At 72.0% G+C, this 18,950-nt stretch carries 15 protein-coding genes; 6 read left to right on the top strand and 9 right to left on the bottom strand.

Annotated elements, in window-relative coordinates; translation table 11 throughout:
• Nucleotides 1–10: 10 nt before the first annotated feature.
• Nucleotides 11–286 (top strand): hypothetical protein, encoded by a 276-nt coding sequence (locus ACTOQ2_RS32360; protein ID WP_440072055.1) that lies wholly within the window; start codon nt 11–13, stop codon nt 284–286.
• A 541-nt stretch (nt 287–827) separates the two neighbouring features.
• Here the strand turns inward: ACTOQ2_RS32360 and ACTOQ2_RS32355 are convergent.
• Complete coding sequence (locus ACTOQ2_RS32355; RefSeq protein WP_440104618.1) at nt 828–2,729, bottom strand: glycoside hydrolase family 15 protein; 1,902 nt, start codon at nt 2,727–2,729, stop codon at nt 828–830.
• A gap of 415 nt (nt 2,730–3,144) precedes the next feature.
• Between ACTOQ2_RS32355 and ACTOQ2_RS32350 the strand changes: the two genes are divergently transcribed.
• Entirely contained in the window at nt 3,145–4,089 is a 945-nt protein-coding gene (locus tag ACTOQ2_RS32350; protein WP_440104617.1) for a hypothetical protein, read from the top strand.
• A 213-nt stretch (nt 4,090–4,302) separates the two neighbouring features.
• On the opposite strand, the gene ACTOQ2_RS32345 is transcribed toward ACTOQ2_RS32350, so the two are convergent.
• Entirely contained in the window at nt 4,303–5,286 is a 984-nt protein-coding gene (locus ACTOQ2_RS32345; RefSeq protein ID WP_440104616.1) for an AraC family transcriptional regulator, read from the bottom strand.
• 221 nt (nt 5,287–5,507) lie between these two features.
• On the opposite strand from ACTOQ2_RS32345, the gene ACTOQ2_RS32340 reads away from it, so the two are divergent.
• From ACTOQ2_RS32340 to ACTOQ2_RS32325, 4 genes are all read left to right on the top strand, one after another.
• The gene (locus ACTOQ2_RS32340; protein ID WP_440104615.1) at nt 5,508–6,020 is read left to right on the top strand and encodes an anthrone oxygenase family protein; all 513 of its coding nucleotides are present in this window, start codon (nt 5,508–5,510) and stop codon (nt 6,018–6,020) included.
• A 54-nt stretch (nt 6,021–6,074) separates the two neighbouring features.
• The gene (locus ACTOQ2_RS32335) at nt 6,075–6,761 is read left to right on the top strand and encodes a response regulator transcription factor (protein ID WP_440104614.1); all 687 of its coding nucleotides are present in this window, start codon (nt 6,075–6,077) and stop codon (nt 6,759–6,761) included.
• Nucleotides 6,758–8,275 (top strand): sensor histidine kinase, encoded by a 1,518-nt coding sequence (locus ACTOQ2_RS32330; RefSeq protein WP_440104613.1) that lies wholly within the window; start codon nt 6,758–6,760, stop codon nt 8,273–8,275. The genes ACTOQ2_RS32335 and ACTOQ2_RS32330 overlap by 4 nt, the downstream gene beginning before the upstream one ends.
• 118 nt (nt 8,276–8,393) lie before the next feature.
• Nucleotides 8,394–9,536, top strand: coding sequence for a serine hydrolase domain-containing protein (locus ACTOQ2_RS32325; protein WP_440104612.1), 1,143 nt, complete (start codon nt 8,394–8,396; stop codon nt 9,534–9,536).
• Between the two features lie 21 nt (nt 9,537–9,557).
• On the opposite strand, the gene ACTOQ2_RS32320 is transcribed toward ACTOQ2_RS32325, so the two are convergent.
• From ACTOQ2_RS32320 to recD2, 7 genes are all read right to left on the bottom strand, one after another.
• The gene (locus ACTOQ2_RS32320; protein WP_440104611.1) at nt 9,558–10,415 is read right to left on the bottom strand and encodes an NAD(P)-dependent oxidoreductase; all 858 of its coding nucleotides are present in this window, start codon (nt 10,413–10,415) and stop codon (nt 9,558–9,560) included.
• Between the two features lie 230 nt (nt 10,416–10,645).
• Complete coding sequence (locus ACTOQ2_RS32315) at nt 10,646–11,677, bottom strand: ABC transporter ATP-binding protein (RefSeq protein WP_440104610.1); 1,032 nt, start codon at nt 11,675–11,677, stop codon at nt 10,646–10,648.
• Nucleotides 11,674–12,408: an ABC transporter permease gene (locus ACTOQ2_RS32310; RefSeq protein ID WP_440072105.1), complete on the bottom strand. Its 735-nt coding sequence runs from the start codon at nt 12,406–12,408 to the stop codon at nt 11,674–11,676. Before ACTOQ2_RS32310 ends, ACTOQ2_RS32315 begins: the two co-directional genes overlap by 4 nt.
• Nucleotides 12,409–12,616: 208 nt before the next feature.
• On the bottom strand, nt 12,617–13,024 hold the full coding sequence (locus ACTOQ2_RS32305) for a TOBE domain-containing protein (RefSeq protein WP_440072045.1): 408 nt from the start codon (nt 13,022–13,024) through the stop codon (nt 12,617–12,619).
• A 283-nt stretch (nt 13,025–13,307) separates the two neighbouring features.
• Nucleotides 13,308–14,288, bottom strand: coding sequence for an SMP-30/gluconolactonase/LRE family protein (locus tag ACTOQ2_RS32300; RefSeq protein WP_440104609.1), 981 nt, complete (start codon nt 14,286–14,288; stop codon nt 13,308–13,310).
• 259 nt (nt 14,289–14,547) lie between these two features.
• Nucleotides 14,548–15,849, bottom strand: coding sequence for a ThuA domain-containing protein (locus ACTOQ2_RS32295; RefSeq protein WP_440104608.1), 1,302 nt, complete (start codon nt 15,847–15,849; stop codon nt 14,548–14,550).
• A gap of 216 nt (nt 15,850–16,065) precedes the next feature.
• Nucleotides 16,066–18,231 (bottom strand): SF1B family DNA helicase RecD2, encoded by a 2,166-nt coding sequence (gene recD2, locus ACTOQ2_RS32290; RefSeq protein ID WP_440104607.1) that lies wholly within the window; start codon nt 18,229–18,231, stop codon nt 16,066–16,068.
• Nucleotides 18,232–18,950: the final 719 nt, after the last annotated feature.

Raw genomic sequence — 18,950 nt, 5'->3', positions numbered from 1 at the left:
GAAGCCGGCCATGGATCGCCAGTCCGTCGTCTGCCATAAATGCACGGGCGTTCTCCTCGCCACCGACTCTCGCACCTACACGGCGCAGCGAGGCCGCCTGATCGTGACCAACGGCTACTGCACCTGCCCCGCCGAGCAGGCTCCCGTGGAGCAGGCCGCCCAGCGGCAGCAGCAGCCCCAGCCCGCCGTGGAGCAGCCCACCTCGCACCGGCAGCCCACCCACCCCCAGCAGCATCCCCAGCAGCAGAGCGCGCCCGCGGGCCAGAACTCGATGGTCGTCGCCTAGCGTCCCCTCGGGGAGCGGTCGCGGCGTCGCAAGGGCGCACGCGACGGCTCGGCTCCTCGACGACCGCGCGCCGCCACCGCGACCTCGCAGGCCGTCCCCTCTGACTGATCTGGTCATATTCGCCGATCAGCCGCTGTCACGGATCCGGACACCTCTCCGATCCTCCGATCGTCCGCCTTCTCGGGTCTCTCGATCCGGACGCCTCTCTCCGGTCGCCCCACGAGTCCGGACGCACTCGCCGATCGGTCGCCCTCCCGGATCCCGGCGCACCTCTCCGGTCGTCCACCCTCCAGATCCCGGCGCACTCCCGGAACCGGCCGCCGAGTCCCCGGCGACATCACGCGGCGGCGCTCAGCCGCTCAGCCCCCAGGCCAGCACCACGGACAGACCGCTCGTCGCGAGCAGGCCGACGAGCACCACTATGGCAATCACCCGACGGTTCATGCCCGAAAGCCTAGCCAGGCATCCGGGTGGTCTCGCACGCCGGCGCACGCGGAGATCCACGCGGGGATCACGCCGGGGTCCGGAGGGGAGTACGAGATCACGACGGCCAGCCCGTCGAGGGGACCTGCACGCTCTCGGCGCGGATGATGTGGATGACCGCGTTGATGAGCGCCAGGTGGGTGAAGGCCTGGGGGAAGTTGCCGAGGTGGCGTCCGGTCACCGGATCGATCTCCTCGGCGTAGAGACCGAGGGCGCTGGCGAAGGAGAGGACCCTCTCGCAGAGCCTGCGGGCGCGGGTGTGCTCCCCGATCTCCGTCAGTGCCGAGACGAGCCAGAACGAGCAGATCGCGAAGGTGCCCTCCTCCCCGGTCAGGCCGTCGTCCGTGCTCTTCGTCTCGTAGCGCAGGACCAGGTCGTCGGCGGTCAGCTCGTCGGCGACGGCCAGCACGGTGGCGCGGACCCTGGGGTCGTCGGGCGGCAGGAAACGCACCAGCGGGATGAGCAGGAGCGACGCGTCGAGGGCGTCGGTGCCGTAGTGCTGCCTGAAGACCCCGTGCTCGCTGACGCCGTGGGCGCACACGTCGGCGTGGATGTCGTCGGCGACCGCCTGCCAGCGCGCGGCCAGTTCCGGCTCCTCCCTGAGCCGGGCGAGCCTGGCGCCCCTGTCGGTCGCCACCCAGCACATGACCTTCGAGGAGGTGAAGTGCTGTGGCTCTCCGCGTACCTCCCATATGCCACGGTCAGGCTCTCGCCAGTGCCTGATGGCGGACTCGACCTGCCGCTTCAGGATGGGCCAGATCCGCTCGTCCAGGCGGTCCCGCGACCGGGTGTGGATGTAGAAGGAGTCGAGGACGGATCCCCAGACGTCGTTCTGGCGGTGCCGGTACGCGGCGTTGCCGACCCTGACGGGCCTGGCGCCCTCGTACCCGTGGAGGTGGTCGAGGATGTGCTCGTCCAGCTCGCACTCGCCGTCGATGCCGTACATGACCTGGAGTTCCTCGTCCCGCTCCGCCACGTCGGCGATGAACCAGAAGAAGTCGTCGGCCTCCCAGTCGAAGCCCAGCGTGTACAGGCCCCAGAGGGCGAAGGTCGAGTCCCTGATCCAGGCGTAGCGGTAGTCCCAGTTGCGGTCGCCGCCCGGGGCCTCGGGCAGTGAGGTGGTCGAGGCCGCGATGAGGGCACCCGTGGGGGCGAAGGTCAGGCCCTTGAGGGTGAGCGCGCTGCGCTCCAGGTACCTCCGCCAGGGGTGGTCGGGGAAGACGCCTCTGGCGAGCCAGTGCTGCCAGTGGTGGGCGGTCCACACGAGCCGCTCGTAGGCGTCCTGGAAGGTGTACGGCGGCTCGTGCGGGGTCCACGACAGCGCGCAGAAGCGCGTGTCGCCCTCCTTGAGGAGGGTGCGCGCCGTCGCGCGCCCGGCCTCGAACCCCATCCGCATGTCGGTGGTGAGCCGCAGTTCCAGGGGCTCTCCCTCGGCCGTCGCGGCGCCCTGGTGGTAGCCCCTGTCGGTGTACGACCAGCGCGCGGGCCTCCGGCCGTAGTCGAAGATCGGCTCGCAGTCGAGCGTGATCTGCACCTCCCCGCTGACGCAGCGCACCGTGCGGAGCAGCACGTGGGAGGCGTCGTAGTCGGTCGGCGCCCTCCTGTGCGTGTGGGAGAGCTCGTCGTGGTGGTGCCAGGGCCCCATGAGCAGCAGGTCGCGCACGATGATCCAGCCGGTGGGGGTGCCCCAGCTCGTCTCCAGGATCATGGTGCCGGGCAGGTAGCGGCGCGCGGCGGGCACCCTCAGGTCGGCGGGACCGAGCCGGAAGCTCCCCGCGCCCCGGTCGAGGATGGCGGCGAAGACGCTGGGAGAGTCCATTCGCGGCAGGCAGAGCCACTCGACGTTCCCGCTCGGGGCGACCAGGGCGGTGACCTCGCAGTCGGACAGGAAGCCGTAGTCGGCGATGGGCGGGAAGGGGGAGGGGCCGGGCAGCGCATCCGCCGTCGAATTCGGTGTCATCGGCTCTCCTTGAGCGTGGAGACCTCCGCCCTCGAACGGAGATGCCCTCGAACGGAGAAGAACGTTAGGCGCCCTTCCTACCCCGGCTACCGGGGTCAGGCACGTCTTTCCGCTGATCGGGCGCGCCTTCGCGCTCTCTTCCTCTCACGAGGAAACCGTACTCCGCCACGGTGCGAGCGGACTCCCTTGACGTGCCTGTCCGTCCGCGTCCGCCGTCGGTACGGGAGTCGACTCCCCTTCTCGGCTCCCCGCCCGGATACCCGCCGCTCAGCGAAGAATGGCGCGGTCCATCACCGATCCACCGCTTGACCCCATAAGTCACATTATTCCCAGCTGTACGTGAACTTTTCGGACAAGTAGCTGTCGGATCTGCTATCAAGATGCCCGACCAAGGTTCACATCAGAGAGGGTCATCGTGGGGCGCGACGATATCCAAGGACCGTACGAGGAAGACCCTCGCGAGCAGACCGGTCCCCTCGGACCGGCGCAGTACGAACCCGAACGTCCCGCCGGCGACGTGTTGTCGGACGGCTGGAACGAGATCGACTTTCCGGAGCTCACGCCGGGCGACGGGTCACAGGTGATCGTCCACGTCGACGGGTCCCGGGAGATCGTCCGGGCCGACGGGTCCCGGGAGATGGTCTACCTCGACGAGCGTCGCGAGATAGGGGACACCGACATCACGTCCGACGGTCCCCTCTACCGCGAGGAGGACGAGGCGACGCCGTCGCGCGGTTTCCTGGGGTCGGGCTGGCGCGAGGACCCCGATCCCTACGAGGAGCGCCGCCGCAGGGGCAGGAGCAGGAGCAGGATCCTGCTGGCGGTCGTGGGGGGCGTCGTGATCGCCGGGGTCGCGGGCGGCTGGCTGCTCTCCGCCTCCCTGGACGGGGAGACCGGCACCACGTGCTCGCCCGGCGTGCGGTGCTCGGTGGCCGACCTGCCGAAGGCGCCTTCGGAGACACCGACGCCCCGACCCGAGGAGGAGACGGCGGAGCCGTCCGACGAGCCGTCCACGGCCGACGAGCCCCCGACCACCGCTCCCACCAGGGCTCCCCGGACCCAGGAGCCCTCCGGCCGGCCGTCGCCGACCCGCAGCACCTCGCCGAAGGAGACCCGTCCGACGGCGTCCTCCGAGGACGCCGAGCAGGAGGAGACCTCACGGCAGGACCCGGGCCCGAGCTCGCGGATCACCTCCGAGCCCGCGCCCTCGCCGACGAGCCAGGCCCCCACGGAGGACGCCACACCGAGCCAGCAGCCGACGACGGCACCGCCGCCGCCGCAGGACACCGGGACGAACGGCAACTCGGGCAACGGCAACTCGGGCGGCGGCCGGGGCGGCCTGCTCGACTGGCTGTTCTGACCTGGCTGTTCTGACCGTCACAGCGCGGACGTACCGTGAGCGTGGCTCGGCGGCTCCGGCGGCCCGCGCCTCCGGTGGACTCCGGCGGGCCTCTGAGGGAATCTGAGGGATTCAGAGGGCTTTCAGAGGGCTCCGGGGAGCGCCGCCGGCTCGGCGGGTCTCCGGGCGCGTCGACCGGCGGGCCGGGGCTCGCACCGGCGTGCCCGCCGGGACCTACCGCGCGGGCGTGCCGGCGGCGTGGTCACTCCGGGGACGCTGGGAACGCCGGACCCCGGCGCGGTGCTCCTGGGGGCTGACGCCGCGTTCGCGTTTGAAGGCGGCGCTGAGCGCGAACGCGCTGCCGTAGCCGACCTGCGTGGCCACCGCGCCGACGGTGGCGTCGGTCTCGCGCAGCAGGTCGGCGGCCATGGCCAGCCGCCAGCCGGTGAGGAACGTCATGGGCGGCTCGCCCACCAGCTCGGTGAAGCGGCGGGCCAGGGCTGCGCGGGAGACACCGGAGCCCGAGGCCAGCGTGGCCACCGTCCAGGGGTGCGCCGGGTTGCCGTGCAGCATGCGCAGGGCCTTGCCCACCACGGGGTCGCTGTGGGCGCGGTACCAGGCGGGGGCGCCGGCCTCCGGGCGGGAGAACCAGGCCCGCAGGACGGCGATGAGCAGCAGGTCGAGCAGCCGGTCGAGCACGGCCTCCTGGCCCGGCTCGTCCTTGACGATCTCGTCGCCGAGCAGCGGGATGATGGGGCAGTTCCAGGCGTCCTCAGAAAGGACCAGCAGCGGCGGCAGCGCCTCCAGCAGACGGCGGCTGATCTCCCCGCGCATCTGGTAGGTGCCGGTGAGGAGCATCGTCGACCCGTCGGGGTCGTTACCCCAGGTGCGGACGCCCAGGTCCATCTCCTGGGCCAGGCTTCGCCCGTCGGGGGTGGTGCAGTGCTGGCCCGGATGGATCACCACGTCGGGCGGTGTGGCCGGATCGTCGGCGACCGTGTAGGGATCGGGACCGAGGATGATCGCGACGTCCCCCGGCCCCAGGCGCACCGGGGCGGCGTCGTCGAGGACCACCCACGCCTCACCCCGCACCATGGCCGTCAGGGCGAGCGGCGCCCGGTCCTGGATCCGCAGGGACCAGGGTGGGTTCAGGATCGAGCGGAGCAGGAACGCTCCCCTGGCCCTCGGACCGTCCAGGAAGTCGGTGAGTGCGTCCACGACTTTCACTGTAGACGCTGAAATATGGAATTGCGCTTCTCGACCATGGTCCGTCTCACCTCTGGCCAGTTCACTGGTCCTGTGACAGAAAACGCCCATGAGAAGAACGCGACGCCGGTCCTCGGTGGCACGGGCAGGACCGGCCGCCGCGTGGTGGAGCGGCTCACCGCGCGCGCTCTGGGACTGACGGCAGGATTCCCCCAACAGCCAAGGAGAATGTGATGTTGGTGTTCCGAGGCGTCGCGCTGGTCGCGGCGGCCATCACCACGGGACTCGTGGCAGGTCTCTTCTACGCCTACGCCTGCTCCGTCATGCCCGGTCTGGCCCGGGCGGACGACCGGACCTTCGTCAGCACAATGCAGCGGATCAACGTGGCGATCCTCAACGGCTGGTTCGCCCTCTGCTTCGGCGGCGCGCTGGTGCTGACCGTCCTGTCCGCGGTACTCCACCTCCAGACGGACGGGCGGCCCGTGCTGCCCTGGATCGTGGCCGCGCTCGTCCTGTACGTGGTGATGCTCTCCATCACGATGGGGATCAACGTGCCGCTCAACAACGCGCTCGACGCCGCCGGGGACCCCGACCGCGTCGCCGACCTCGCGGCGGTGCGCGAGCGGTTCGAGGCGGCGTGGGTCCGCTGGAACCTCGTCCGCACGCTGGCGTGCGTAGCCGCCTTCGGCTGCATAACCTGGGCCCTTGTCGTGTACGGGCGTAGCGGCCTGCCGAACGGGTCATGACCGCGGAGACCCTGACCACGCGTCCTGACCACCGACACGCACGGGAGCCCTCCGATGACCGGGTACCGGATTCTCGCCGTCGACGACGACCCCGCGATCCTGCGCTCGTTACGCCGCGGCCTGCGGCTGGAGGGCTTCGGCGTGGAGACCGCGGACTCCGGCGAGCGGGCGCTGGAACTGGCCGGCAGCGCCGTGCCCGACGCGATCGTCCTCGACGTGTCGATGCCGGGGCTGTCGGGGATCGAGGTGTGCGCCCGCCTGCGAGCACGCGGAACGGAGGTACCGGTGCTGATGCTGTCGGCGATGGACGAGGTCGCCGATCGGGTGGCGGGACTGGCTGCGGGCGCCGATGACTACGTCGTCAAGCCGTTCGACCTGGGTGAGCTGGTCCTGCGGCTGCGTGCCCTGCTGCGCCGGGCCGGCCGGGCGGCCGGCGACACGGTCCGGGTGGGCCCGCTGACGGTCGACCCGGCCGCCCGCCGGGTCACCGTGAGCGGCAGGGAGGTCGAGCTGACCCGGCGCGAGTTCGACCTGCTGGAGGTCCTCGCGCGCAACGCGGGTGTCGTGCTGTCCAGGCCGGTGCTGCTGGAGCGGGTCTGGGGATACGACTTCGAGGTGACCGGCAACGCCGTGGACACCTTCGTGGGCTACCTGCGGCGCAAGCTGGAGGCCGGGGGCGAGCCGCGCGTGGTGCACACGGTGCGCGGGGTCGGGTTCGTGGTGCGGGACGGGCGGCGGTGAGGCTGTCCACCCGGTTCGCGGCCTGCCTGGCCGCGCTCGTCCCGCTGCTGGTGCTGCTGGGCGGCCTGCTCGTGCTGAACCTGGTCTCCCACGACCTGCGTGCCGAGCGGGACGGGCAGTTGGAGACGCGGGCGCGGGCGCTGGCGCCGCTGGCCGCCTCGTACTCCTGGCGCGTCCGCCTGACACCCGGCTTCCCGCCGGACTTCCTCACCCGGAGACTCGCCGGGGCCGCTGTCGCAGGGGCCGGCAGCCCCGGTGGGATGCGCGTCGAGGTACCGGGGACCGAACCGCTCGACATGGGAGAGGTGCCGGCCGCGACGCCCGCCGTCCCGGCCGGAAACGGACCGGCCACCTTCGCCGACGGCACGCGGAGATGGAGATTCGTGGCATCCGATCTGGGCCTGCGAGGGAGCGCGGGCCGCCTGTGGGTGTTCGAGGCCGAAGAGCACCTCGACCGGCAACTCGGGGTGCTCCGCAACCGGCTGGCGCTGGTCACCCTGGTCTCGGCGGGGGTGGGCGTCGTGGCCGGTCTCGCCCTCGGCAGGTTCGCGGTACGCCCCCTGGCGGTGCTCCGCGGCCAGGCACGGGGAATCGGCGCGTCCTCCGCGCGGGGAACACGGCTGGCGACCGCCTCGGGGGTCACCGAGATCGACGAGCTGGCCGCTCTGCTCAATGACCTGCTGGACCGGCGGGACGCGGCGGTGACGCGCACCGGCGAAGCGCTGGAGACGGCTCGCGCCTTCGCCGCCACCGTGGCGCACGAGCTGCGGACCCCGCTGACCAGCATGGGCACCAACCTGGAGCTGCTCGGCCACCCCGGCCTGGATCCGGTGGAGCGCGCCGAGATCGTGGCCGACCTGGGCGCCGAGCACGGCCGGGCACAGCGACTGATCACGATGCTGCGCCGGCTGGCGCGCGGCGAGCTGGTCGGGCCCGAGTCCTTCGCCGACACCGACCTGGCCGAGATCACCGCCGTCGCGGTCGAGGAGGCACGACGCCGCCACCCGAAGGCCGCGATCGCCTTCTCCCCCGCGGCCGGCCCGGTGGTGCGAGGGTGGGCGGAGGGACTCCGGATGATCATGGACAACCTTCTCGACAACGCCGCGATCCACGGCGCGGACGACGCGGACGACGCGGACGACGCGGACGACGCGGACGGCGCGGACGACGGGGGGCGTGCCACGATCACGGTGACGCTGTCCGTCGACGGTGAGGTCGCCGTGCTCGCCGTCCAGGACGCGGGAGCGGGGATACCGCCCGCCGAACGCGACTCCGTCTTCACCAGGTTCCACCGCCGGGCCGGCAGCCCCGGCTCCGGCCTCGGTCTCACCCTCATCCGCCAGCAGGCGGCGCTGCACGGCGGCACGGTCGCGGTGGCCGACGCGGGGCAGGGCCGTGGGACGCGCGTCGAGGTGCGGCTGCCCACGTCCCCTCCTTTCCCCGCCCGCTCCCCGGGGCGGCCCGGCGAGTGTCCCTCCGGAGTCCGGTCCTGGCTGGCCGGGCCTCGCCGGTAGCGGGCACCCGCCGGGCCCCGGTCCTCGTCGTGGATCTGCCAGAGATCTGCCAGGAAAGTGCGCCATGCTCCCTGCCGTACGCGAGCGGCCCACCCGCCGCCGAACCCACGGGGAGAACATGAGAACGATCGACATCACCCATCGCCTGCGAGGACCCGCCGTCGCGACGATCGCCGCGCTCACGCTGGCCGGCTGGGCGGTCCCGGCCCACGCCCTGCCCCGGGCGGCGCCGATCCCCCTCGCTCAGGCCGCACCGGACGTCGCCGAGGCGGGCGCCTTCGACCTCGTACGGCCGTCGAAGAGTCCGGTCAAACTGCGGAGCGACCCGAGGAAGCTCTCGGTGACCTACACCTACGAGGGGAACGAGCGCACCCTCGAGGACTTCCTCACGCGCACGAAGACCAACGGCTTCGTCGTCCTGGACGGCCAGAAGATCGTGGATGAGCGCTACGTCGAAGCCAACCGCAACACCCGGTTCCAGTCCTGGTCGATGGCGAAGTCCTTCACGTCGACCGCGATCGGCATAGCCCTGCACGAGCGCCGCATCCGCTCGATCGACGACCCGGTGACCCGCTACCTGCCCGAACTGCGCGGCTCTGGCTACGACGGGGTGTCCATCCGGAACCTGTTGCGAATGTCGTCGGGAATCGCCTGGGACGAGCGCTCCGACATACCGAAGGTGCAGATGGCCGCGAACCGGGGTCAGCCGGTCGGGAAGATGGCGGCGCGGCAGGTGCGCGGCTGGGAGCCCGGCAGCAGGTTCGAGTACACCAGCATGAACTCCTTCGTGCTCGCCGAGATCGTCAGCCGCGCCACGGGCACGCCGTACCACAAGTACGTGGAGAAGAAGATCTGGCAGCCCGCCGGCATGGAGTCCACGGCGCGCATCGACAAGGACTCCGCCGGCGACAGCCTTGGCTACTGCTGCTACCACGCCACCGACCGCGACTTCGCCCGGTTCGGCCTGCTCTACCTCCGTGACGGGAAGGCCGCGGGACGCCAGGTCGTGCCGCGTTCCTGGGTCAAGAAGTCGACCACGCCCTCCGCCTCCTTCAACACCGGCTACGGACTGCACTGGTGGCTCGGCGACGGCGACCAGGGCGACTTCATGGCCGCCGGGTTCGGCGGGCAGTACATCTACGTCTCTCCCAGGCACGGGGTGGTCGTCGTCAAGTCGACCGTCTCCACCTCGGCCAACGACCAGCGCGAGGCGCTGACCGCGTTCCGCGCCGTAGCCGCCGAGGTGGCGAGAACCCGCTGACGGGCGCGGCGACGGGCGACGCTAGCGCGGTTTCCCGCGCAGCAACTCGACGACGGCGCCGATGTCCGCGTCGCCCCAGCCGCGCCCGGCCGCCTCCTCGTAGCGCCGCTCGACCAGCCGGGCGATCGGCAGGTCGAGGCCGCCCGACTCCGCCATGTCGATGGCGAGCCGCACGTCCTTGGCGGCGAGCCTGGTCGTGAACCACCCCTGGTGGTCACCGCTCAGGATGTCGTCGACCCGGTTGTGCAGGGCCGGCGCGACGGTGGGCCAGGTGAGGAGGAAGTCGTGCAGCAGCGTCTCGTCGAGATCCGCCGCCAGACCCGTGGCGGCCGCCTCGGAGAGCGCGGCGATCCCGGCCATCAGCAGGTAGTTGTTCAGCAGCTTGAAGGCGAGCGCCGCGCCGGGATCCCGGCCGCAGTAGGAGTAGGAGGCGAACACCTCCGACCACACCGGCTTCAGCACGTCGGCGACGTCACGCTCGCCACCCATCAGGACCGAGGCCCGCCCCTCGGCGACGGCCGGCGGCCAGCCGATGACGGGCGCGGCCACGAACCGGCCCCCGGGCGCCATGTCCCGCAGCGCGCGGGCCGTGTCCGGGGCGACGGTGCTCGTGTCGGCCACCACGGGCCCGTCGGCGCCGATCCCGGTCAGCTGGGACATCACATCGCGAACCGCCTGGTCGTCGGCGAGCGACATCAGCACCCCTTCGGCCTCCCGCACGGCCTCGGCGGGCGAGGCCGCCTCGACGGCGCCGAGGCCGACCAGCTCCTCCGCCCGCCCCGGTGTGCGGTTCCACACCGTGACCGGGAAGCCGCGCACCAGCAGCCGCCGGGCCAGTGCCTGCCCCATCATGCCCATCCCGAGTACAGCGACGCGCATAGATCATCCCCCCTCACGCCATTGTGCCCCCGCGGGTCCGGGCGGCCTGAGCCGCCACGCGGGTGACCTGCGGCATCTCGGCGCTCGTACGGGCGGGAACATCAGGGGGCCGTACGGGCGGGCGGTGCCACAGGGGTTCAGGCCGGATGGGCGTGGGTCCGAGAGCTCAGGCCGGGTGAACGCGGGCATCGCGAGAGCTCACGCCGGGTGATCGCAGGGGCCAGGAGAGCTCAGGCCGGGTAGGCGTGGGTCTCGGTGGCCTTGACGGCCGCCCAGATCCGCTGCCCCGAGGTCAGGTCGAGGTCCGCGACGGCGGCGGGGGTGACGTCGGCCGAGGCGGTGATCGGCCCCTCCAGGTGGATGCGGACGTTGTCGCCGTGCCGCTCGATGCCCTCGATCGTGGCCTCCCAGAGGTTGCGCGGGGTGCCGTCCGGGCGGGTCCGGTAGAGCGCGACCGCTCCGGGGCCGAAGGCGACGAACGCGGGGCCGTCCAGATGCTCGGCGACGCTGAAGCTCACCTCGCCGACGGTGACCTGTCGTCCTGCGGCGAGCCCCCGGTAGAGGTTGAGGCCGACCAGGCGGGCGACGTAGTCGGTGCGCGGGCGCCGGGCGACCTCGGCGGGGGTGCCGCGCTGCACGACGGCTCCGTTCTCGATGACGACCAGCTGGTCGGCGAGCACCATGGCGTCCAGCGGATCGTGGGTGACCAGGACGGTCGCGCCGCCGAAGTCGGCCAGGTGGCGGCGGAGCCCGGAACGGATCTCCAGGCGGGTGTGGGCGTCGAGGGCGGCCAGCGGCTCGTCCAGCAGCAGCAGGCGGGGCCCCACGGCGAGGGCGCGGGCCAGGGCGACGCGCTGGGCCTGACCGCCCGACAGCTGCCGGGGTTTCGCCGCGGCGTGCCCGGCCAGGCCGACGCGCTCCAGCCAGGCGGCGGCACCGCGCCGCGCCTCCGCTCTGGAGGCACCTCGGCAGCGGGGCCCGAAGGCGACGTTGTCCAGAGCCGACAGGTGCGGGAAGAGCAGGTAGTCCTGGAAAACCATGCCGATCGGGCGACGTTCGGGCGCCAGGGTGTGCAGCGCCTCGCCGTCCAGGGTGATCTCCCCTCCGGACAGGGCGGTGAGCCCGGCCAGCGCGCGCAGCGCGGTGGTCTTGCCCGCGCCGTTGGGGCCGAGGAGAGCGACGACCTGGCCGGCGGCGACCTCCAGTTCGATGTCCAGGTGGAAGCGGGGCCGGGTGACGACAAGGTGGGCGTTCAGGGTCACGGGGCACTCACCCACCGGTCGCGCAGGCTGGCCAGGATGATCACCGAGACGGCGAGCAGGACGAGGCTGAGCACGATCGCGGCCTCGGGTTCGGTCTCCAGGGCGAGGTACACGGCCAGCGGCATCGTCTGGGTCCGGCCGGGAAAGTTGCCGGCGAAGGTGATCGTGGCCCCGAACTCGCCCAGCGCACGGGCCCAGCACAGCACGGCGCCCGCGACGATGCCGGGGGCGATCAGCGGCAGGGTGACGCGGCGGAAGATGGTCCAGCGGGAGGCGCCCAGCGTCGCGGCGGCCTCCTCGAAGCGCAGGTCGGCGGCGCGCAGCGCGCCCTCGACGCTGATGACCAGGAACGGCATGGCGACGAACGTCTCGGCGACGACGACTCCGGCCGTGGTGAACGGCAGGGTGATGCCGAAGGTGGTGTCGAGCCACTGGCCGACCAGGCCGCGCCGCCCCAGGACGAGCAGCAGGGCGACCCCGCCGACCACCGGGGGCAGCACGAGGGGAACGGTGACCAGCGCCCGCACCAGGCGGCGGCCGGGAAAGGCGACACGGGCCAGCAACCACGCCAGCGGTACGCCGAGCAGCAGGCACACCACCGTGGCCACGGTCGCGGTCACCAGCGACAGACGCAGCGCCTCCAGCACCTGCGGCTCGCCGAGCCTTTCCGCCAGGGTGGACCAGGGCGCGCGCACCAGCAGCCCGGCCAGCGGCAGCGTCAGGAAGACCATGCCCGCCACGGCGGGCAGCACCAGCACCCAGGGCAGGCGGCCCGCCACCCCGCCGGACGGACCTCCGAAGGAACCACCGGACGGACCGCCCGCCGCGTCGCGCGGCACACCACCGGCCAGCTCCCCCGGCACGCCGCCGGACGGACCGCGTGACACGCCACCGGACGGACCACCCGTGACGTCACCGGACGGACCGCTCACGGCGCCGTCAACCCGTCGCGCGGGCGTGGTCGGCGATCTCCACGACCACGTTGGTGGACTTGATCACGGCGACCGCCCTCACCCCCACCTCCAGGCCCAGTTCGTCGGCGGCCTGGCGGCTCATCAGCGACACCACCCTGTACGGTCCCGCGGCGATCTCCACCTGGGCCATCACCGCGTCCCTGATCACTTCGGTCACGATCCCGCGAAGGCGATTGCGGGCCGACGAGTGCCCCGTACCGTTCTCAGACTCGATCTGGGCACGCGCGAACGCCGCCAGATCGGTACCCTCCACCATCCGGTGGCCGTGCTCGTCCCGCCGGGCCGCGAGCCGCCCGGCGTCCACCCACCGGCGGACCGTGTCGGAGCTCACCCCGAGCAGCGCGGCGGCCTCGCTGATCCGAAACGTCGTCACGAACAATCACCATACCTTCGCGTATTCACGCCCTTATGCCCCTCCTCCATGGCAGTCGCGCCGCGATCCGCCACTCCGTCGCCGCTCCTGCGAGCTCGAACGACCTGGAGGACCCTTTCCCCGCGCCGGGGACCCGCTCACACCGGCGCGCCGAAACACCGGCACGCCCGCGCGAGGAACGCCGGCATACCGGCACACCCGCGCGAGGAACGCCGTCGCGGCGAGACCGACTCGCTCCGGCGGGACGCGCCTCCCGCCGGTGAGCGCCCGGGACGGGATCGTCCTACTCAGGAATCCGGCGGGCGGGGGCGGGACCTGACCAGTAGGGGGTGGCGAGCCCCCGCGTGCCGACGTCCGAGAGGAAGACGCGCCCGGCGTCCGGATGGCGCGCGGCGTCCGCCGGCGTCATCCCCACGCGGGCCGACGTGATGAGCAGCGTGTCGAGCCGCGGGCCCACGAAGGCGACGCTCGTCACGTTGGGCGCCGCGACCTCCACGGTCGCGAGACGCTCGCCCCGGGGCGAGTAGCCGCGCACCTGGCCGGCACCCCAGAGCGCGAGCCACAGGTTGCCGTCGACGTCGACGCACAGCCCGTCCGGCGTACCGTCGGAGATCTCCAGCAGCACGCGGCGCTCACCGTACGCGCCGGTGACGGCGTCGTAGGCCCTCGCCCAGATCGTTCCCGGGACGCTGTCGACGCTGTACATCGTCGACAGGTCCGGAGACCAGGCGAGACCGTTGGAGAGCGCGAGGTCGGTGTCGAGGGTAGTGACGGTTCCGTCTGCCTCGTACCGGTACAGGCACTCCTGGCCGTGCCGGTCGTCGAGGGCGAGGCTCCCCACGAGAAAGCGTCCCCCGGGATCGCACGCCCCGTCGTTGAGGCGGCTGTCCTTCTCCTCGGGAATCAGGTCGACGAGGTACGCGCGCTCGCCCCGCCCGCCCTCTGAGGCGGGCGGCCCCCCGTCCCACGCGGCCGACGGCCGTCCCTGCTCGGCCCCGCCCGCCACGGTGAGCAGTCCCTTCCGCCCGGCGACGAGCAGCCTGCCGTCCCGGTCGCACACGACGGCGCCGACGGTCTCGCCGAACTCGTGCCTGCGGTCCACGCGAACGGAGTCACCGACGAGCCGTCCCTCGAAGACGTGGCCGGCGTCGATGTCCACCCACAGGAGGCGCTCCCTCGCGGCGTCCCACACGGGCCCCTCGCCCAGCAGGTACGCGTCCGCGCTCGCGACCCGCGCCTCGAAGCGCCGGATCTCCCGCCTCACGACGCGCCTCCGCCGGTCTTCCGCACGGCGGTCACGTTCGCGGCGGGGTGGACGGACACGGCCGGACGGCCGCCGTTCCCGGGTCTCACGGATGCTTGGGGTCGCATGAAACCCACAGTGTTCCAGATGACGGGTTCCTCCGGATACGTCCACCTCGCCGGCCACCGGTCACGGGCTCACCGCGTACTCGCCGGGTGCCCGCGGGGCGCCCGCCCTTCCCGGTCGGCGGGAAGGGCGGGCGCGCGGAACCTCGTGGCGACTACGGCTGCTGGGAGATCCGGAACGACTGGGCGGCGCCTCCGTTGCAGGTGCTCTGCACCAGCTGGACGCTGTCGGCCGTCGAGGAGCCCGGCACGCTCAGGCACTTGGCGCTGAGGCGGCTGACGAAGTGGAAGTAGCCGCCGCCCTCCGACACCGCCTGCCACTGCTGGTTGTTGCCGCCGCCGTACGCCCACAGCTGCAGGAGGGCGCCGTCGGCGCTGGAGACGTCCTTCACGTCGATGACCTGGGCGCTGTTGTTGCGGTTGTTGAGCCGCGCGAAGCCGCCGCTGGTCGGCTGGACCTGAAACTGCTGGGCGAGGGTGCCGTTGCAGGTGTACTGCTGGATCACGGTGCCGTTCGCCGAGGCGGCCGCGCGCGCGTCCACGCACTTGCCGTTGGCGCGGTTGGCGAGGCTGTACCACGCGGTCGGCGAGATGGTGTCCGGCGGGGGCGGGGTGCTCCCGCCGCCCAGCCACAGCAGGCCGTCGATGACGAACCGGTTCTGCACCTCGCTGGCGAACGTGGACGACAGCGGGGTGTTGTTGGTGTAGTTCATGGCGTTGTGGCCGAAGTTCGCGTACAGCATCTTGTAGTTACGGTTGGTCCACATGAGCGGGTAGTAGCCGCTGTACCAGGTCTGGTTGGGGTCCGTGCCGACCGGGAAGCTCGACGGGTCGATGGAGCCGAGGATCCTGATGTTCGCGTTGTTCCTCAGGTCGTTGGCCCAGCTGTACCACTCGCTGACCGACGAGGTGAAGGTGGCGGGCAGCCGCGCCGTGGAGGGGTGCGCCCCGCCTTCCGTGCGCATGGTCACCGAGGTGGGACCCCAGGTGTTGGACCTGAACGCGCCGGTGCCGAGGAGTTCGTTGTGGTACCACGACCAGCTCTGGGCGTCGGTGTTGAACGCGCTCACGTGGAAGCCCATCCACGCCCCGCCGTTGCGCATGTACTGCTCGAACGCCGAGCGCTGGGCGGCGTTCTGCGGCAGGTCGTCCAGGAAGATGACCACTTGATACTGCTGGAGGTTGCTCGCGTTCAGCTGGCTCCAGTTGTTGGTCGCGGTGTAGGTGAAGTTGTTCTGCGCGGCTATCTGCGGGAACCAGCGGTTGGCCTCCTGCACGAAGTTGACGTGGGCCGCGTCGTACGCCCCGTTGTAGAAGGCGATCACTTTGAAGCTCGGGGCGGCCGACGCCCCCGCGCTTCCACCGGCCGGAAGGGTGGTGAGGCCGAGTGCGAGGGCGAGCACGGCGAACAGCCGCACCCACGTCCTCGCCGTGCTGACCACGTTTTTCCTGGTCATCTACATTTCCTCTGTCTCGCGACGAACGACAAAGGCGAAGCCCGCCCCGCCCACGGGCATAACGGAGACCGGCGTTACCAACAACTTCGGCAAGCCGAGGACGGTTCTTGTCTAACTTAATTCAAGTTATGTGAAGAAAGAATGTCAAGAAGATCGCGGAGCCGGGAAACGCCCGTACGGGCGGCGCCCACGTCGGCCGGTGTCATCTTCCGGTGGTCAGTCGGCGGCGGGGGCGGCCTCATAGTGGAGGTCCGTGCCGAGGCTCAGCGCGAGCCTGCGGGCGAGCCCGGTGTTGCGGCGGTGGTCCAGCCGTCCGACGGCCATCTCCAGCGCCTTGCGCTCGCCGACGACGACCACCCACGACCGGGCCCGGGTGAGCAGGGTGTAGAGCAGCTTGCGGCGCAGCATGACGCCCCCGGACTCGGTGACGAGCGGCGCGACCACGAAGGGATACTCGCTGCCCTGGGAGCGGTGGACGCTGATGGCGTACGTGTGGGTGAGCTCGTCGAGCTCGCCGAAGCCGTACTTCACGGTCTGCCCGTCGTCGGTGCGGATCTCGACGACCCGCTCCTCCGGGGTGATGGCGGTGACCGTACCGGTGTCGCCGTTGAAGACGCCCTTGTCGTAGTTGTTGCGGATCGGCATGACACGGTCGCCGACCCGGAAGGCGGAGGCACCCGACCAGTGCTCGGCGACTCCTTCTCGCGCCGGGTTGAGCCGCTCCTGGATCATGCGGCCGAGCTCGGCGGTCCCCGTCAGGCCCTTGCGCATCGGGCACAGGACCTGGACCTGGTCCGGGCTCACCCCCTGCTTGCGCGGGATCGCCACCGTCGCCAGGTGCATCACCCGCTCGGCGACCCGCTCGGGGTCGTCGACCTCCTCGAACCAGAAGCCTCCGCCGCCGGGGAGCGCGGGCACCTCGCCCGCCCTGACCCGGCGGGCGGCCCGGATGATGCCGCTGCCCTCCGCCTGGCGAAAGACCTTGGTCAGGCGCATCCGCGCGATCGCCTCGACGCGCAGCAGGTCGGCCAGCACGCTGCCGGGGGCGATGCTGGGAAGCTGGTCGCTGTCGCCCACGATCAGCAGGTGGCTGCCGGGCGGGATGGCCGCGGTGAGCCGGGTGGCCAGGCTCAGGTCCAGCATGGACGCCTCGTCGACCACGATCAGATCGGCCTGCGCGGGCGTCTGCTCAAACAGCGTGCCGCTGTCGGGATCGGGCTGGTGGGCCAGCATCCGGTGCACGGTCATCGCGGGCAGGCCGGTGAGCTCCGACAGGCGCTTGGCCGCCTTGCCGGTCGGCGCCGTGAGGGTCACCGTGCCGCCCATCGCCCGCACCGTCGCCGCGACGGTCTTGACGGTGTGGCTCTTCCCGCAGCCGGGACCGCCGGTGAGGATGGACACGGTGCTGGTCAGCGCCATGTTCACCGCCGCCCGCTGGTCTTCGTCCAGCCCGGGGTCCTCCTGGAAGGAGCGCATGGGCAGCGTCGAGGCGGCCTCCCAGAGCCTGGTCAGCTGGGCGGTGAGCGTGACCTCCCGGCTGTGCGTCTCCTTCAGGTAGACCACGGCCGTTCCCCGGCCGTCCGGTGACGCCTCGACGACCACGCGGCGGTCGGCGACGAGCGCGTCGACCATCTGACCGACGAGCTCGTGGTCCTGCTCGACCAGCTCCGCGGACTGGGCGACCAGCGCGACCAGCCGCACGTAGCAGTGCCCGTCACGGCTCGCCGCCGTCTCCAGCCTGTCCAGGATCGCCGCCTTGACCCGCTGCGGGCTGTTCTCGGCGACCCCCGACCGCAGCGCGATCCTGTCGGCCGTGGCGAACGCGATGCCCCTGACCTTGCCGATGAGCCGGTACGGGTCGGAGGTGAGGACGTCCCCGGAGTCGGCCCCGAAGACCTGGTAGATCTTCGCCGCGAGCAGCGGGCTGATCCCGAAGCCCTGCAGGACCACCATGAGCTCGGCGATCGCCTTCTGCTCCTCCCACGCGTCGGCGATCTGGGCCTGCCGCGCGGGGCCGATGTTGACGACCTCGGTGAGCCGCCCGGGGTCGGTGTCGATGACCGTCAGCGTCGCCTCGCCGAAGTGGCTCACGATGGCGTGGGCGAGTCTCGGCCCGATGCCGCGGATCAGACCGGAGCCCAGATAGATGCGGATGGCCCGGACCGTGGCCGGTACCAGCCGTTCGCACGCGACGACCTCGAAGCGCCTGCCGTGACGCGGATGCTCGCCCCACTCACCGACGAGCCTGAGCGTCTCCCCCGGCTGGACCCCGCCCAGGGCCCGGCCGGAGGCGACGAAGCCGGGCACGCCCTCGGCGCTCATCCGCGCGATCGTGTACTCGTCCTCGCGGACGTACACCAGCTGCTCGACAGATGCCTCCACGGCAGAAAGCAACCCCTCCGTACTGGCCTCACCTCATCCTTCGCACATCAGACCAGCTCACCCGGTGTCCCCACAAGCCGTCGCGGCTCGCCCCCGGGCCGCCGTCGTGGCGTTCCGGGGGCGATGGGCGGTGCCGGGCACATCGGGGTCGACGGATGTGACGTACGGCCGGCGGCGCGGGCGAACCGCCGCCCGGGGTGATGGCCGGGTCGCTACACGCCCGACCCGAGGTGCCTGCCGCCGTCGAGGCTCAGATCCCGCCGGCGGAGGTGCTTCCCACCTGACCCGCCATCGGCCAGGGCGGCCTGGGTCCCGGGCCGGGAGGCCGCGGACCCGGGTACGGAGGCCGCACGCCCGGATACGGGGGACGCACGCCCGGATACGGGGGACGCACGCCCGGATACGGGGGACGCACGCCCGGATACGGGGGACGCACGCCCGGATACGGGGGACGCACGCCCGGATACGGGGGACGCACGCCCGGATACGGGGGACGCACGCCCGGATACGGAGGGCGCCAGCCCGGGTAGCCGCCCGGGTACGGAGGGCGCCAGCCCGGGTAAGGGGGACGCCAGCCCGGATATGGTGGGCGCCAGCCCGGGTACGGAGGATGCCAGCCCGGGGGGTACGCGCCCGGGTAGCCGCCCGGGTAACCGCCCGGATAGCCGCCGGGGTAGCCGGGGTAGCCGCCCGGGTAACCCGACGCGGGCACGCAGTCG

This window comes from Streptosporangium sp. H16, assembly GCF_051918855.1.
Classification (GTDB): domain Bacteria; phylum Actinomycetota; class Actinomycetes; order Streptosporangiales; family Streptosporangiaceae; genus Streptosporangium.
This window is presented reverse-complemented; position numbering and strand designations above follow the sequence as displayed.

Excerpts from the sequence above, each read along its gene's own strand:
- ACTOQ2_RS32360 (WP_440072055.1), top strand. The coding sequence starts at position 11 with ATGGATCGCCAGTCCGTCGTCTGCCATAAATGCACGGGCGTTCTCCTC.
- ACTOQ2_RS32355 (WP_440104618.1), bottom strand. The coding sequence starts at position 2,729 with ATGACACCGAATTCGACGGCGGATGCGCTGCCCGGCCCCTCCCCCTTC.
- ACTOQ2_RS32340 (WP_440104615.1), top strand. The coding sequence starts at position 5,508 with ATGTTGGTGTTCCGAGGCGTCGCGCTGGTCGCGGCGGCCATCACCACG.
- ACTOQ2_RS32335 (WP_440104614.1), top strand. The coding sequence starts at position 6,075 with ATGACCGGGTACCGGATTCTCGCCGTCGACGACGACCCCGCGATCCTG.
- ACTOQ2_RS32325 (WP_440104612.1), top strand. The coding sequence starts at position 8,394 with ATGAGAACGATCGACATCACCCATCGCCTGCGAGGACCCGCCGTCGCG.
- ACTOQ2_RS32320 (WP_440104611.1), bottom strand. The coding sequence starts at position 10,415 with ATGCGCGTCGCTGTACTCGGGATGGGCATGATGGGGCAGGCACTGGCC.
- ACTOQ2_RS32310 (WP_440072105.1), bottom strand. The coding sequence starts at position 12,408 with ATGGTCTTCCTGACGCTGCCGCTGGCCGGGCTGCTGGTGCGCGCGCCC.
- ACTOQ2_RS32295 (WP_440104608.1), bottom strand. The coding sequence starts at position 15,849 with ATGACCAGGAAAAACGTGGTCAGCACGGCGAGGACGTGGGTGCGGCTG.